Raw genomic sequence first — 14,835 nt, 5'->3', positions numbered from 1 at the left:
TCGCTAGTTCATGTAATACAGCTCACACTACCGCTGGGACGACAATGGCTTCCATGTCATCTGAGACTGCCGACGACCCCTACCTCTGGCTCGAAGACGTCACCGGCGAGGAGGCGCTCGATTGGGTGCGCGCCCGCAACGAGCCGACCAAGACGGAGTTCTGCGACGCACAGTTCGAGACGATGCGCGCCGAGGCGCTGGAGGTGCTCGACACCGACGCCCGGATCCCTTACGTCCGCCGGCGCGGCGAATACCTGTACGACTTCTGGCGCGACGCCACCAACCCCCGCGGGTTGTGGCGGCGCACCACGCTGGAGAGCTACCGCACCGACTCGCCCGAGTGGGATGTGCTCATCGACGTCGACGCGCTGGGCCGCGCGGACGGCAAGAACTGGGTGTGGGCCGGCGCCGACGTGATCGAACCCGAGCTCACCCGCGCCCTGATCAACCTCTCACCGGGCGGCTCGGACGCCGTCGTAGTGCGTGAATTCGACATGCTGACACGCGAATTCGTCGCCGACGGGTTCGAGCTGCCGGAAGCCAAGTCGCAGATCAGCTGGGACGATCCCGACACCGTCCTGGTGGGCACCGACTTCGGCCCGGACTCGATGACCGAATCCGGTTATCCGCGAATCCTCAAGCGGTGGCGACGTGGCACACCGCTGACCGAGGCCGAGACGATCTTCGAAGGTGAGCCCACCGACGTCAGCGCCGGCGGCTCCAAGGACCGCACGCCGGGCTTCGAACGCACCTTCCTCGGCCGCTCCCTGGACTTCTGGAACCGGCAGCGCTACGAGTTACGCGGAACAGAGTTGATTTCCATCGACGTGCCCACCGATGCCAGCAGCATGTCGGTGCATCGCGAATGGCTGCTGATCGATCTGCGCTCCGACTGGACCGTCAATGACACGACCTACCGCGCCGGCTCGCTGCTGGCGGCCAACTATGACGAATTCCTCTCTGGCGCACGGGATCTCACGGTGGTCTTCGAACCCGACGAACATACCTGCCTCTACCACTACGCCTGGACCAGGGACCGGTTGCTGATCGTCTCGCTGGCCGACGTCGCCAGCCGGGTGGAGATCGTCACGCCGGGAACGTGGCAACGCGAGCCGCTGCCCGGCCTGCCCGAGTCGACCAACACCGTGGTCGCCGCCGCCGACGACACCGGCGACGAGTTCTTCCTGGACTCCAGTGGATTCACCGCGCCCTCGCGACTGTTACGGGGCACCGGCTCCGGTGACCTGGAGCCGATCAAGGCCGCGCCGTCCTTCTTCGACGCTGAAAACATCTCTGTGGAGCAGCATTTCGTCACTTCCCAGGACGGCACCTCGGTCCCGTACTTCGTGGTGCGGCCCACCGGCGCCGCAGGACCGGCGCCCACCCTGCTCTACGGCTACGGCGGGTTCGAGACGTCCAACACGCCGGGTTACAGCGGGGTGCTGGGGCGGCTTTGGCTCGCGCGCGGCGGCACCTACGTGCTGGCCAACATCCGCGGCGGCGGGGAATACGGGCCGGGCTGGCACACCCAGGCGATGCGCGAAGGCCGCCATAAGGTGGCCGAAGACTTCGTGGCCGTCGCCGACGACCTCGTGCGGCGGGGCATCACCACGGTCGGCCAGCTAGGCGCCCAGGGCGGCAGCAACGGCGGCCTGCTGATGGGAATCATGTTGACCAAGTACCCGGAGAAATTCGGCGCGCTGGTCTGCAGCGTGCCGTTGCTCGACATGAAGCGCTACCACCTGCTGCTGGCCGGCGCCTCCTGGGTGGCCGAATACGGCGACCCGGACAACCCGGACGACTGGGCGTTCATCTCGGAATATTCGCCGTACCAGAACATTTCAGCGGACCGGCAATATCCCCCGATTCTGATGACCACGTCCACCCGTGACGACCGGGTGCATCCCGGCCATGCCCGCAAGATGACCGCGGCGCTGGAGGCCACCGGCCACCGGGTCTGGTACTACGAGAACATCGAGGGCGGCCACGGTGGCGCCGCCGACAATGAACAGCTCGCGTTCAAGGCCGCGCTGAGCTACTCGTTCCTGTGGCGGACGCTGACAACCGACACGTAGCTGTGACGGTTACAACGTCTAGCTGCGAGCAGCATCGGGCACCCTGGAACCCATGTCCGCGCAACTGCCGGGAATCTTTGACACGCTTGCCCCCACCCTCGACCGGTACGGGTACGCGGCGATCGTGGCCCTGGTGGGACTGGAAGGGGTGGGAATACCCCTGCCCGGTCAGCTGATCTTGATCGCGGGCGGAATCTACGCGGCCAGCGGACACTTGACGCTGCTCCCAGTGCTGCTCGTCGGGCTGTTAGCGGCGGTGGGCGGCGACAACGCCGGCTACGCCATCGGCCGCTACGGCGGACGCGGTCTGGTCCTGCGGTTCGGTCCGTATGTGTTCCTCAACCGGGAGCGGCTGGCGAAAACCGAACGCTTCTTCGCCAGGCGCGGCCACCTCGTGGTCTCCATCGGGCGCTTCATCGACGGACTGCGGCAGGCCAGCGGCATCGCAGCAGGGCTGGCTCGGATGGATTGGCGCCGTTACCTCGCCTACAACGCGCTGGGTTCTACGGTGTGGGTGTCGGTCTGGGTTTTCTCGGGGTATCTGGCCGGAAATCACATCGCGGCGCTCTACGCCGCATTCCAGAAATACGGCATATACCTGCTGGCCACGTGCGCAGCCGTCGCCTTCGCCGTGCTGGCGGGGCTGGCAATGAGACGTCGCCAGCAGGCTTGACACCATAATTCGGCGCGGCTTCGCTTCTGTTCATGCCTTCTGGAAAGCCCGAATTCGAAACGCTGCTGTATTCCAGCAGAGGCCCGGTGGCCACCATCACCCTCAACCGACCCGAACAGCTGAACACCATCGTCCCGCCGATGCCCGACGAGATCGAGGCTGCCATCGGGCTGGCCGAGCGGGACCACGACATCAAGGTCATCGTGCTGCGCGGCGCCGGGCGGGCCTTCTCCGGTGGTTTCGACTTCGGCGGCGGCTTCCAGCACTGGGGCGAGGACATGATGACCGACGGACGGTGGGATCCGGGTAAGGATTTCGCAATGGTCAGCGCGCGCGAAACCGCGCCGACGCAGAAGTTCATGGCCATCTGGCGGGCGTCGAAGCCGGTGATCGCGCAGGTGCACGGCTGGTGCGTCGGCGGGGCCAGCGACTACGCCCTGTGTGCCGACATCGTGGTCGCCAGCGAGGACGCCGTGATCGGCACCCCGTACAGCAGGATGTGGGGCGCCTATCTGACCGGGATGTGGCTGTACCGGCTGAGCCTGGCGAAAGTGAAATGGCACTCGCTGACCGGCCGGCCGCTGACCGGTGTGCAGGCCGCCGAGATCGAACTGATCAACGAGGCGGTCCCGTTCGAGCGGCTGGAGGCCCGGGTCGCTGAGATCGCGGCCGAACTGGCGCAGATCCCGTTATCGCAGCTGCGGGCGCAGAAGCTCATCGTCAATCAGGCCTACGAGAACATGGGCCTGGCGTCGACCCAGTTGCTGGGGGGCATCCTCGACGGACTGATGCGCAACACCCCTGATGCGCTCGACTTCGTCCATACCGCCGAGGCGCAGGGCGTGCGGGCCGCGGTGGAGCGCCGGGACGGCCCGTTCGGCGACTACAGCCAGGCACCGCCAGAGTTGCGGCCGAACCCGTCACACGTGATAGTTCCTGATAGCGATGGGTAGTAAGATCAACTAGGAATCGCCGTCGGAATCTTCGCAACCATGAAAGTGTTACGGTAACTATGATGTCTCGGCTGAGTATCGGCCTGCGTGCAGGCGCTGTTTTCCTCGCTCTCGCGATCGCCGTGGTGATCTTTCCCCAGGCAGCGAAGGCTGACTCCACCGAGGATTTCCCGATCCCGCGCCGGATGATCGCGACCACCTGCGACGCCGAGCAGTATCTGGCCGCCGTCCGGGACACCAGTCCGGTCTACTACGAGCGGTACATGATCGATTTCAACAACCACGCGAACCTGCAGGAAGCCACGATCAACAAGGCGCACTGGTTCTTCTCGCTGTCACCGGCCGGGCGCAGGGACTACTCCGAGAACTTCTACAACGGCGACCCGCTCACCTTCGCCTGGGTCAACCACATGAAGATCTTCTTCAACAACAAGGGCGTCGTCGCCAAGGGCACCGACGCGTGCAACGGGTACCCGGCCGGCGACATGTCGGTCTGGAACTGGGCGTGAGGCGACCATGCGCGCACGGAAGTTCGTCGCCGCGGTGATCATGACGGCCGCCGCTCCTTTGGCGGTCGCCCTTGGAAGTGGCCCGGCGCACGCCGACACCGATCTCGGCAAGCAATGTTCGCCGGAGGGCGCGAAAGTCTGGGGGAAGCCCGGCCCGATCTACTGCGAGCGCCAGGCGGACGGTCAACTGCAATGGGTTTCCATCCCCGTCTCGGCGCTGTGTGTGGCGTTCTGCGTCAACCAGCCCTAGAACCCGTCCACCGACGACTGTTAGCAGATTTTTCTGTTTCTGTCCCCCGATTGGCGGACAGAAATTTCATCCTTCCGGAGGCCGTTCGGGGGATAGCCCCGACCCCATGACCTGCGGAATAGTGCTAGTTAGCACTCAAAGTACGGTTTCGTCGGGGGACCGCAACTGGCGGACGGGACATAAATACATCGCCCGGGCCCTTGCCGCGGTGGGTCAAACGAACCCATAATGGACCTCCGGCCAGCCAATCATCCGCTCGAGCTCCGAGGGATGGGTGCGACTGCGTTCCGGAAGCTGGAGGACATCGCATGAGCCAAACCACTGGCAACGGCATCCCTGGCACGCTCGCGGCCCTGGACTGGCAGACGATCACCTGCCAATTCGAAGCCGGCTGCACCAACCGGGCAACTCACATCGTTCATCGGCACGCGGTCGATGAATGCAATCATTCCCACGTCGACCCGTTCGGCAACATCGTCGAGATCGTCTGCATCGCCTGCCTGTGGCGCGCCGAGGCCGAGATCCTGGTGCAGGTGGGCCAGCTCAGACGCTCATCGGGCTCCTACTGTCTGACGTGCGGCGCCCCGGTGTCGGAGTTGAGCGACATCATGCGCGACGTGGTCGCGCTCTGACACCCACTCAGTAGTGCGGCTGCGTTGCCGGGGACCGATCCGAGTTCGCCGCGTCGACGCCGTCGGCGCGCTCCTCCCCTAACAGCGCACGTACCGCCGGGCGCGGCCCGAACGGCCGCAGCATGCTGCTGGCCGGCCGCGGGCGCACGTGCTGCGGCCACCAGAACCAGCGCCCGAGCAAGGTGGCCAACGACGGTGTCATGAATGACCGAACGATCAACGTGTCGAAGAGCAGACCCAGCGCGATCGTCGTTCCCACCTGGGCCATGACTTTCAACGGGCTGAAGGCGAACGTGCCCATGGTGGCGGCGAACACCAGGCCTGCGGCGGTCACCACCGAGCCTGAACCCGCCATCGCGCGGATCGTACCCGTCTTGAGACCCGCATGGATCTCCTCCTTGAACCGCGAGATCAACAACAGGTTGTAGTCCGAGCCGACGGCCAATAGCAGGATGATCGCCATCGCCAGCACCATCCAGTGCAACTTCATGCCCAGGATGTACTGCCATAGGAGCACGGAGAGCCCGAACGAGGCGCCCAGCGACAACAGCACCGTGCCCACGATCACGACGGCCGCCACGACACTTCGGGTGATGATCAGCATGATGATGAAAATCAATGTGGCAGCGGATATTCCGGCGATCAACAGATCGATGTTCGACCCGTCGTGCATGTCCTTGTACGTCGCGGCGGTACCGCCGAGGTAGACCTTGGATCCTTCCCAGGGCGTGCCCTTGATCGCCTCGTGCACGGCCCGCTTGATCGGTTCGATGAGGTTGATGCCTTCAGGACTCGCCGGGTCGCCTTCGTGCGAGATGATCAACCGGACCGCGTGCCCGTCCGGCGAGATGAACTGTTTGAGACCCCGCGCGAAGTCCGGGCTCTGGAAGGCTTCCGGCGGTAGGTAGAACGTGTCGTCGTTCTTCGCTCTGTCGAACGCATCCCCTTGTGCGGTGGCGTTATCGGCCTGCGCCCTGGCCTGGTCGTTGAGACCCATGGTGGTCGCATAGTTCGACATGATGGTGTCGAGATTGCGTTGCTGGCTCTCGATCTGCGGTGGGATCAACGCGACGAGCTTGGGCTGAATCGCGTCCAGTCTGTCCAGGTTCTGGCTGAGGGCCAGGATGTTCTGCGCCACCTGGTCGATTCCGTCGAGCGCATTGAAGATCGACCGCAGCGCCCAGCAGACCGGGATGTCGTAACAGTGCTTCTCCCAATAGAAATAGCTGCGAATCGGCCGGAAGAAGTCGTCGAAGGTGGCGATGTCGTCGCGCAGTGCCTCGGTGATCTTCACGGTTTCTTTGGTGAGTTTTGTGGTCTCGTGCGTCGTGTTGCTGAGGTCCTGGGTGACCTGCATCTGCTCATGCAGCGTGGCCATCGTCTTGCGCAACTCGTCTGCCTGGTTCAGCAGATTTTTGGCCTGCTCGTCCTGAAAGTGCTGAGTCTGAATCCGGCCCGCGGCTTGGGCGCCCATCTGAAAACCGAGGGTGCTGTGGTCGAGCGGTGTGCCCAATGGCCGGGTGATGGTCTGCACCCGACCGATACCGGGGATGTGGAAGACCGCCTTGGCGACCTTGTCGAGGACGAGGAAGTCGGCCGAGTTGCGCAGGTCGTGATCGGTCTCGATCATCAACAACTCAGGATTGAGCCGAGCCTGGTTGAAGTGCCGGTCGGCAGCCGCGTAACCGATGTTGGCGGGGGTGTCCTCGGGCAGGAAGTGACGGGTGTCGTAGTCCGTCTTATAGCCGGGCAGGGCGATCAGACCGACCAGGGCAACCGCGATCGTGACCGCGAAAACCGGTGCGGGCCAACGGACGATCGCGGTGCCGATCCGGCGCCAGCCCCGAGTCTGCAGCTTTCGCTTCGGATCCAGGAGTTTGAAGAACGACGCCACGGTCAGCACCGCAGGGCCCAGAGTCAAGGCCGCGAGCACGGCTACCAACATGCCGATGGCGCAGGGTGCGCCCAAGGACTCGAAATACGGCAATCGGCAGAAGCTCAGGCAGTACATCGCGCCGGCGATGGTCAGTCCCGACCCGAGCACGACATGCGCGGTGCTGTGGAACATGGTGTAGAAGGCCTGTTCGCGAGTCTCCCCCAAGCCGCGGGCCTCGTGATAGCGGCCGACCACGAAGATCGCGTAGTCCGTTCCGGCGGCGATCGCCATCAACACCAACAAATTGTTGGCGAACGTGGACAGCCCGATGATCTCGTAGTTGGCCAGCAGGGCAACGACGCCCCGGGCCGCCAACAGTTCGACAAAGACCATGAACAAGACGGCCAGGACGGTGACGAGCGAGCGATAGACGACGAGCAGCATCACGAAGATCACCAGGATGGTGACCAGGGTGACTATGGCGACACCCTTCTCGCCGGCGTGGGACTGGTCGGCGAACAACGGACCCGCGCCGGTGACGTACGCCTTGATCCCCTGCGGGGCCGGCACCGAGTCGACGATCTTGCGTACGGCGTCGGCAGACTCGGCGGACAGGCCCCCACCCATGTTGCCGGCGAGGTAGACCTGGACGTAGGCGGCCTTCTGGTCGTGGCTCTGGGACCCCGCGGCGGTCAACGGATCGCTCCAGAAGTCCTGCACGTGCTGGACGTGTTTCTTGTCCTGCTCTATCCGCCGGACGATCTCGTCGTAGTAGCGGTGCGCCTCGGCTCCGAGCGGCTTGTCACCCTCCAGCACGATCATTGCCGAGCTGTCGGAGTCGAACTCCTTGAACGTCTTTCCGACCCGCATCATCGACTGGAACGACGGCGCATCGGTGGGGCTCTGCGATACCGAATGGTTCTTGGCGACGGCCTCCAGTTGCGGCGCAGCGGTATTGGTCACCACCACAATGCCCAGCCACACCAGCACGATGGGCAGTGCCAGCCGATGGATCATCCGCGGCAGGAACGGCGGGATCAGCGGCTGCGAGACCGGCGGCGGGGCCGAATTAGCCTCGGTGGTCTGACTCATGCGGACTTGTCCAGGCAGTAGACGAAGGCGTTCACCGTCTCGTTCGGGGGCGACTGATTCGGCGCCTTGATGACGTCACCCTTCCCGTCGTTGTTGTTGACGAGGAAGCGGCAGGCGATCCAGCTGCCGTTTCCCTGCGCCATCAGATTGGCCGGGATACCGGGCTTCGTTGACTTCAATTCCGTCTTCCACGGTAGGGGCACGTTGAGAGCCTGCTGGGGGTGCGAGTTCTCATCGAGATAACTGATGGTCGCCGTGCTGCCCGGGGACCCCCAGACCTCGAGTGTGATGGTTTTCGGGTTGAACTGATCGATGACATCACCGGATGAGCCGCCGCCGAACGAACCGCTGTGAACACCGAAGATGTCGTGTAGTCGGTGAACCGCGAATCCCGCCACCGCGACGACGGCCAGCACGGTGAGGATGAGCCAGAACCGGGTCACGAGGCCCCGCAGACCGCCCCGCTTGCCCCGTTGCTGAGTCCTTGTACTGCCTTCTCCGCCAGCAGAGTCCGGGGTCGTCAACGGCTCGGTCCTTGGCTCAGTCGTCGTCATGGGCACTTAGTCTTTCTAACCTAATGGACAAACCGTAGGAAATCTCGGCGTGGTGCGCAAAGACCTTGTGCATCAAGACCTTCGCCGACCTGTTCATCGGGACCCCGCAAGCGAGCCGATGCAGGTGGCGGTGAGCACCCGGGTGAGCGCGGACGGAAAGTCGATATTCCATTCGGGCGGCAGCACTTCCGGCTCCTCCTGGTACACATCGGAGATCCGCTCCGGAGGGTTGGCGATCTGCCAGAAGGCGGCCGCCAGGGAGTAGGCGGCGATCAGCATGTCGAACGCGCCGGAGCGGCCGAGCTCCGGCAAGCTCCGCTCGATGGCGCCGGCCAGGGCGATGGCGGCGGCGGAAATGGTCCGCCTGATCTCAATGACGCGCTCGACGTCGACCTCGTGCTCGAGGTGCAGGTGCAGGTTGGCGAGCAGGTCGCAGAACAGTGGATCGGCCGCCAGCCCGTTGGCCAGCGTCTCGGCGACCCGCGCCGGCGACATCGGACCGGGCTCCTCGAGTTGAGCGCACACGGTGTCCGACCACCGCTGCCAGCCCTCGGCGGACAGATGCAGCAGCACCTCCTTGTGGGAGGTGAAGTATCGGCGCACGGCCGAGTAATGGATTCCCGCGCGACTGGCCACCGCGGTCAATGTCACTGACGCGACACCGCTTTCCGACGCGAGTGAGCGCGCGGCTTCCACGAGGGCCGCGGCTCGCTGGCGTTTGTTCTCCTCGGTTCGGGCGCGCCGGAAACTGAGTTGCGCCACCGGCTGAGGATAACGCACATGACGTGATTTGCGCGCAGAATCCGGAACTTTACGCACGCAATATGCCTTACAATCGGCGCTCTAACGGAAGGAGCCCACCTGGGACCAGACGCCTCCGTGTTTTACTTAGGTAAGGCTAATTGTGTTCGCGACGCGCTGCCCGATCTGCGCAGTGCGGCCGGTCGAATGAAGACGCAAGCGTCTCCTAGGGCGGGTATCGTCCGACCTGAGTGATGCCCAACGGTGAAAGGGACCTGAGATTTTCAAGGTGCTGTCGCGCGTGTGGATCCCACTCGTCATTGTGGCGGTGTTGGTCACCGGCGCGTTCATCGTGAACCGGGTCCACGGTTATTTCGGCTCGGAGAAGCGGGCATCGTACGCGGACAGCAACCTGAAGAACCCAGAGCCGTTCAACCCCAAGCGAATCACCTACGAGGTGTTCGGCCCGGCAGGCACGGTGGCCGACATCAGTTATTTCGACGTCAACGCCGACCCGCAGCGCGTGGACAACGCGCGGCTGCCCTGGTCGCTGCACATCAGCACGAACAAGGCGGCAATGGTGGGCAACCTGATGGCCCAGGGTGACAGCGACAGCATCGGTTGCCGCATCCTGATCGACGACGTAGTCAAATCGGAGCGAGTCTCCAACGAGGTCAACGCCTTTACGTTCTGTCTGGTCAAGTCCGCGTGAGTACCACCTTGGACTACCGAGCCGACGACCGCCCGGACAGCCCCGTCGTCGAACCCCGTCCGCACCGCCCGTTCATCCCGCGGATGATCCATGCCTTCGCGGTGCCGATCATCCTCTTCTGGGTGGTGGTCGTCGTGCTGCTGAGCGTGCTCGTTCCGTCACTGGAGATCGTCGGGCAACAACGCTCGGTTTCGCTGAGCCCCAAGGATGCACCGTCGTTCGTCGCACTGAAGCGGATCAGCCGCGTCTTCAAGGAAGGGGAGACCGACAGCGTCGCGATGATCGTGCTGGAGAGCGAACAGCCCCTCGGCGATGCGGCGCACCGGTACTACGACGGTCTGATCCGCAAGCTGCGCGCGGACAAGCACGTACTGAGCATCCAGGACTTCTGGGGCGATCCCCTCACCGCGGCGGGCGCGCAGAGCAACGACGGCAAAGCCGTCACCGTCCAGCTGAACCTCGCCGGCAACCAGGGTGAACCCCTGGCCAACGAATCCGTGGACGCCGTGCGCAAAATCGTCGACGCCACCCCGCCTCCGCCCGGCCTCAAGGCGTACGTCACCGGGGCCTCCGCACTGGCCGCGGACCTGCAGCACAGCGGCGACAGATCGATGGCCAAGATCACGATCACCACGGTCCTGGTGATCCTGTTCATGCTGATGTTCATCTACCGATCTCCGCTGACGGTGATCCTGCTGCTGGTCACCGTCGGGATCGAACTGAGCGCGGCGCGCGGCGCCGTCGCCATCCTCGGGAGCAACCAGCTGATCGGGCTGTCCACCTTCGCCGTCAGCCTGCTCACGTCGCTCGCGATCGCGGCCGGAACCGATTACGGCATCTTCATCATCGGCCGATATCAGGAAGCACGACAGGCCGGGGAGGACCGGGAATCCGCGTTCTACACGATGTATCACGGTACGGCGCACGTCATTTTGGGATCCGGTCTGACGATCGCGGGTGCGACGTTGTGTCTCGGCTTCGCCCGCATGCCCTACTTCCAGACGCTGGGCATTCCCTGCGCGGTCGGCATGTTGGTCGCGGTTCTGGTCGCGCTGACGCTGGGCCCGGCGGTGCTCGTGGTCGGCAGCCGGTTCGGCGTGTTCGACCCCAAGCGGGTGCTTTCGGTGCGGGGCTGGCGCCGGGTCGGTACCGCGGTGGTGCGCTGGCCGCTGCCGATTCTCGCCGTCACGTGTGTGATCGCCCTGATCGGCCTGATCACCCTGCCCGGTTACAAACCCAGCTACGACGACCGCGCCTACCTGCCCAGCTTCATCCCGGCCAACCAGGGCTTCCTCGTCGCCGATCGCCACTTCTCCCAGGCTCGGATGAAGCCGGAGATTCTGATGATCGAGTCGGATCACGACATGCGGAATCCGGCTGATTTCCTGATCCTGGACAGGCTGGCCAAGGGGATCTTCCGGGTGCCGGGGATATCCCGCGTCCAGGCCATCACCAGGCCGGACGGCACCACGATGGACCACACGTCGATACCGTTCCAGATGAGCATGCAGAGCGCCGGTCAGATGCAGACCATGAAGTACCAGCGTGACCGCATGGACGACATGCTCAAGCAGGCCGACGAGATGTCCAAGACGATCGCCCTGATGCAGCGGATGTACGGCCTGATGACGCAGCTGGTGGGAGTCACCCACAAGATGGTCGGCGACACCGAGGAGATGCAGCAGATCACCAACGACCTACGGGACAAACTCGCCAATTTCGACGACTTCCTGCGGCCGATCCGCTCGTATTTCTATTGGGAGAAGCACTGCTACGACATCCCGGCCTGCTGGTCGTTGCGTTCGGTCTTCGACGCCCTCGACGGCATCGACGAGATCGACGAGAAGCTGAACGTACTGGTGGGCGACATCAAACAGCTCGACGTGCTGATGCCTCAGATGATCGCAACCTTCCCGCCCATGATCGAAACCATGGTCAGCATGCGAACGATGATGCTGAGCATGCACAGCACCATGTCCGGGATCTTCCAGCAGATGGACGAGATGAGCGACAACGCGACGGCGATGGGCCATGCGTTCGACGCCGCGAAGAACGACGACTCGTTCTACCTGCCGCCGGAAGTGTTCAAGAACGCCGACTTCAAGCGCGCCATGAACAATTTCCTGTCCGCCGACGGCCACGCGGCGCGGTTCATCATCCTGCACCGGGGTGATCCCGCCTCGGCCGAGGGCATCGCAAGCATCGGCAAGATCCAGACGGCAGCCGAGGAATCACTCAAAGGCACTCCCCTGGAAGACTCGAAGATCTACGTCTCCGGAATGGGCGCCATCGTCAAGGACATCTCCGAAGGCGCCAAGTGGGACCTCGTGATCGCGGGCATTTCGTCGCTCTGCCTGATCTTCATCATCATGCTGATCCTGACCCGCGCGTTCGTGGCGGCGGCGGTGATCGTCGGAACCGTCGCGCTCTCCCTGGGCGCCTCGTTCGGCCTGTCAGTGTTGGTGTGGCAGCACATATTCGGCGTCCCGTTGCACTGGCTGGTGCTCGCGATGTCCGTGATCGTGCTGCTGGCCGTGGGCTCGGACTACAACTTGCTGCTGGTCTCCCGCTTCAAACAGGAGATACATGCCGGCCTCAATACCGGCATCATCCGGTCGATGGGTGGGACCGGCAAGGTCGTGACCAATGCCGGCCTGGTCTTCGCCTTCACGATGGCGTCCATGATCATCGGCGACGCCCGGATGATCGGGCAGGTGGGCACCACCATCGGCCTGGGTCTGCTGTTCGACACGCTGATCGTGCGGGCATTCATGACGCCCTCCATCGCGGCGTTACTGGGCCGCTGGTTCTGGTGGCCCATCCGGGTGCGGTCGCGTCCCGCTCGCAGCCCGCGGCTTCCCCGTGATGAGCCGGTCACCGACAGGTCGCCGGCGCTGTCCGCCGAGCGCTGACTCGGGGTCGGCCCCGCCCGACCATCCGGGGCCCGCGGGGCTCCGAATAATAGGTGTGCAGGCACCAGACGGACAGTCGGTAGCGGTCATCGGCAGCGGGGTCGCCGGGCTGACCCCTGCCATCTATCGCACCACGATCAGCCACTGCCGGCAGGTCCCGGTGCAGCACTCGTGCCAATACCGCGGCTACAGCTGGTATGTCGACATCGACCAGCTTCCCGCGGTGCCTTGGTGGCTGCGGCCCTTCGCGCGGTTCGACCCGTCCGACCATCTGGCAGGCGCGGACGGCGCCGCGGATACGTCGTTGCGCCGGCGGCTGGAGCGCTTTTTCGACGAGCACGACACCGCCATGCCCGACGGCCGGATCACGGCGATGCTGCAGGCCCGCGCTCCCGGGTACGCCGTCAACCCGCTCAGCGTCTTCTGGTGTCACGACCGCGACGGCCGGCTACGCCACGTCGTCGCCGAGGTCCACAACACCTTCGGCGGACGCCATGCGTATCTGCTACCACCCGCCGACTCGCCGGTGCTGGTCAGCAAGCAGTTCGACGTTTCACCCGGCAACCCGGTCGACGGGCACTACCTGGTGCTGGTCCCGCCCCCCGAGCACGAAGTCGACGTCATGGTGTCGCTGCTGAGGGAGCGCCGACTCACCTTCACCGCCACGCTGCGCGGCGAGCGGCTGCCCGCGACGACTCCGCACATCGCGGCTCGGCAGTTCTTGTGGCCGGCGGTGGCCGCGCGGATCCGTCTCCGAGGGATCGAATTGTGGCCACGACGAGTCCCGGTGGTAGCGCGATGACCCGGATTCAGCAGTACATTTTCCCTGACGGACCGGTGGCCTCGCGGTCGCCTCACGCCACGACGCTGCGACTGTGGCGGGAGCGCTTCCTGCAGCGTCGTAACCGGTTGGCGCGCTTAGGATTCGACGAGGTATTCGAACGCATGTGGGAGCTGTATCTGGCTTACTCGGAAGCGGGATTCCGGTCCGGTTACCTTGATGTCCACCAGTGGACGTTCGAGCGCAGGGGTCCGCGGTGAGCGAGCGCGACATCCTGGCGGTGACGGGCGCGTGCACCCTGGCAGTGGCCGTGGTGCATTCGGTCACCTTCGCGATCGGTCGCAGGCTGGGCCGCTACAACGTCGTCGACGTCGCATGGGGCATCGGTTTCGTGGTGGTGGCGGCGGTGGCGGCGGCGGTGGGCCGCGGGGATCCGACCCGGCGCTGGCTGTTGTTGGCGCTGGTGTCGATCTGGGGTCTGCGGCTTAGTTGGCACATCCACCACAAGACCGCGGGCCAGGGTGAGGACCGCCGCTATGCCGATCTGCTGCGCGGCGCGTCGGTGGGTCAGGTGGTGCGCAAGGTCTTTCTGCTGCAGGGCTTCCTGACCCTGTTCATCTCCTTCCCCTTGCAGTTGTCGGCGGTCAGCGGCCCCACGCCCACGCCGTTGCTGGCCGTCACCGCGCTGGGTGTGACGGTCTGGCTGCTCGGGTTCACCTTCGAGGCACTCGGGGACCGGCAACTGCGGGAATTCAAATCCGACCCTGCGCATCGCGGCCTGATCATGGACCGCGGGCTCTGGTCGTGGACCCGGCACCCCAATTACTTCGGCGACGCCTGCGTGTGGTGGGGGTTGTGGCTGGTCACGCTCAATGGCTGGGTGCCGCTGGCCACCGTGGTCTCGCCGCTGGTGATGACGTACTTCCTGGTGGACGTCAGCGGGGCGCGGCTGACCGAGAAGTACATGAGGGGCCGGCCGGGATTCGCCGAGTACCAGGAACGGACCGCGTATTTCGTTCCGCGGCCACCAAGAACGGTGCGCCATTCATGACCGGCGTACCGGGTGCGGTGGTTG

Annotated in this window: 14 protein-coding genes; 11 read left to right on the top strand and 3 right to left on the bottom strand. The window is 64.6% G+C overall.

Translation table 11 applies throughout. The features are described 5' to 3' along the window. The first annotated feature begins 44 nt into the window (after window positions 1-44). From AO501_RS16290 to AO501_RS16265, 6 genes are all read left to right on the top strand, one after another. Window positions 45-2,075 carry a prolyl oligopeptidase family serine peptidase gene (locus tag AO501_RS16290; protein ID WP_156452608.1) on the top strand — a complete coding sequence of 677 codons (2,031 nt, stop codon included), beginning with the start codon at window positions 45-47 and terminating at the stop codon, window positions 2,073-2,075. A 52-nt stretch (window positions 2,076-2,127) separates the two neighbouring features. Continuing rightward, window positions 2,128-2,748 carry a DedA family protein gene (locus AO501_RS16285; RefSeq protein WP_055578686.1) on the top strand — a complete coding sequence of 207 codons (621 nt, stop codon included), beginning with the start codon at window positions 2,128-2,130 and terminating at the stop codon, window positions 2,746-2,748. A gap of 32 nt (window positions 2,749-2,780) precedes the next feature. Continuing rightward, window positions 2,781-3,701, top strand: coding sequence for a crotonase/enoyl-CoA hydratase family protein (locus tag AO501_RS16280; protein ID WP_055578685.1), 921 nt, complete (start codon window positions 2,781-2,783; stop codon window positions 3,699-3,701). 62 nt (window positions 3,702-3,763) lie between these two features. Continuing rightward, entirely contained in the window at window positions 3,764-4,210 is a 447-nt protein-coding gene (locus AO501_RS16275; protein WP_055578884.1) for a DUF5078 domain-containing protein, read from the top strand. 7 nt (window positions 4,211-4,217) lie between these two features. Further along, window positions 4,218-4,460 (top strand): hypothetical protein, encoded by a 243-nt coding sequence (locus tag AO501_RS16270; RefSeq protein WP_055578684.1) that lies wholly within the window; start codon window positions 4,218-4,220, stop codon window positions 4,458-4,460. 308 nt (window positions 4,461-4,768) lie between these two features. Beyond that, a complete protein-coding gene (locus AO501_RS16265) occupies window positions 4,769-5,092 on the top strand; it encodes a hypothetical protein (protein WP_055578683.1) in 324 nt (107 codons plus the stop codon). Between the two features lie 7 nt (window positions 5,093-5,099). On the opposite strand, the gene AO501_RS16260 is transcribed toward AO501_RS16265, so the two are convergent. The 3 genes from AO501_RS16260 to AO501_RS16250 form a co-directional block, all read right to left on the bottom strand. Continuing rightward, a complete protein-coding gene (locus tag AO501_RS16260) occupies window positions 5,100-8,060 on the bottom strand; it encodes an RND family transporter (RefSeq protein ID WP_055578682.1) in 2,961 nt (986 codons plus the stop codon). Beyond that, entirely contained in the window at window positions 8,057-8,614 is a 558-nt protein-coding gene (locus AO501_RS16255; RefSeq protein ID WP_055578681.1) for an MmpS family transport accessory protein, read from the bottom strand. Before AO501_RS16255 ends, AO501_RS16260 begins: the two co-directional genes overlap by 4 nt. A gap of 93 nt (window positions 8,615-8,707) precedes the next feature. Beyond that, entirely contained in the window at window positions 8,708-9,394 is a 687-nt protein-coding gene (locus AO501_RS16250; RefSeq protein WP_055578680.1) for a TetR family transcriptional regulator, read from the bottom strand. A 250-nt stretch (window positions 9,395-9,644) separates the two neighbouring features. Here AO501_RS16250 and AO501_RS16245 point away from each other — a divergent pair, with 250 nt between their 5' ends. The 5 genes from AO501_RS16245 (at window position 9,645) to AO501_RS16225 (ending at window position 14,811) form a co-directional block, all read left to right on the top strand. Further along, the gene (locus AO501_RS16245) at window positions 9,645-10,067 is read left to right on the top strand and encodes an MmpS family protein (protein ID WP_055578679.1); all 423 of its coding nucleotides are present in this window, start codon (window positions 9,645-9,647) and stop codon (window positions 10,065-10,067) included. 83 nt (window positions 10,068-10,150) lie between these two features. Continuing rightward, entirely contained in the window at window positions 10,151-12,979 is a 2,829-nt protein-coding gene (locus AO501_RS16240; protein ID WP_055578883.1) for an RND family transporter, read from the top strand. Window positions 12,980-13,034: 55 nt separating this feature from the next. Continuing rightward, complete coding sequence (locus AO501_RS16235) at window positions 13,035-13,781, top strand: DUF1365 domain-containing protein (protein WP_231752516.1); 747 nt, start codon at window positions 13,035-13,037, stop codon at window positions 13,779-13,781. Further along, window positions 13,748-14,020, top strand: coding sequence for a class I SAM-dependent methyltransferase (locus AO501_RS16230; protein ID WP_371934975.1), 273 nt, complete (start codon window positions 13,748-13,750; stop codon window positions 14,018-14,020). Before AO501_RS16235 ends, AO501_RS16230 begins: the two co-directional genes overlap by 34 nt. A gap of 20 nt (window positions 14,021-14,040) precedes the next feature. Continuing rightward, complete coding sequence (locus AO501_RS16225; RefSeq protein ID WP_156452625.1) at window positions 14,041-14,811, top strand: DUF1295 domain-containing protein; 771 nt, start codon at window positions 14,041-14,043, stop codon at window positions 14,809-14,811. The last annotated feature ends 24 nt before the right edge of the window (window positions 14,812-14,835 follow it).

This window comes from Mycobacterium gordonae, from assembly GCF_001417955.2.
GTDB lineage: Bacteria > Actinomycetota > Actinomycetes > Mycobacteriales > Mycobacteriaceae > Mycobacterium > Mycobacterium gordonae_B.
This window is presented reverse-complemented; position numbering and strand designations above follow the sequence as displayed.

Coding starts and splice junctions, on each gene's coding strand:
- AO501_RS16280 (WP_055578685.1), top strand. CDS start 2,781: ATGCCTTCTGGAAAGCCCGAATTCGAAACGCTGCTGTATTCCAGCAGA.
- AO501_RS16275 (WP_055578884.1), top strand. CDS start 3,764: ATGTCTCGGCTGAGTATCGGCCTGCGTGCAGGCGCTGTTTTCCTCGCT.
- AO501_RS16240 (WP_055578883.1), top strand. CDS start 10,151: ATGATCCATGCCTTCGCGGTGCCGATCATCCTCTTCTGGGTGGTGGTC.
- AO501_RS16255 (WP_055578681.1), bottom strand. CDS start 8,614: ATGACGACGACTGAGCCAAGGACCGAGCCGTTGACGACCCCGGACTCT.
- AO501_RS16265 (WP_055578683.1), top strand. CDS start 4,769: ATGAGCCAAACCACTGGCAACGGCATCCCTGGCACGCTCGCGGCCCTG.
- AO501_RS16270 (WP_055578684.1), top strand. CDS start 4,218: ATGCGCGCACGGAAGTTCGTCGCCGCGGTGATCATGACGGCCGCCGCT.
- AO501_RS16285 (WP_055578686.1), top strand. CDS start 2,128: ATGTCCGCGCAACTGCCGGGAATCTTTGACACGCTTGCCCCCACCCTC.
- AO501_RS16260 (WP_055578682.1), bottom strand. CDS start 8,060: ATGAGTCAGACCACCGAGGCTAATTCGGCCCCGCCGCCGGTCTCGCAG.
- AO501_RS16290 (WP_156452608.1), top strand. CDS start 45: ATGGCTTCCATGTCATCTGAGACTGCCGACGACCCCTACCTCTGGCTC.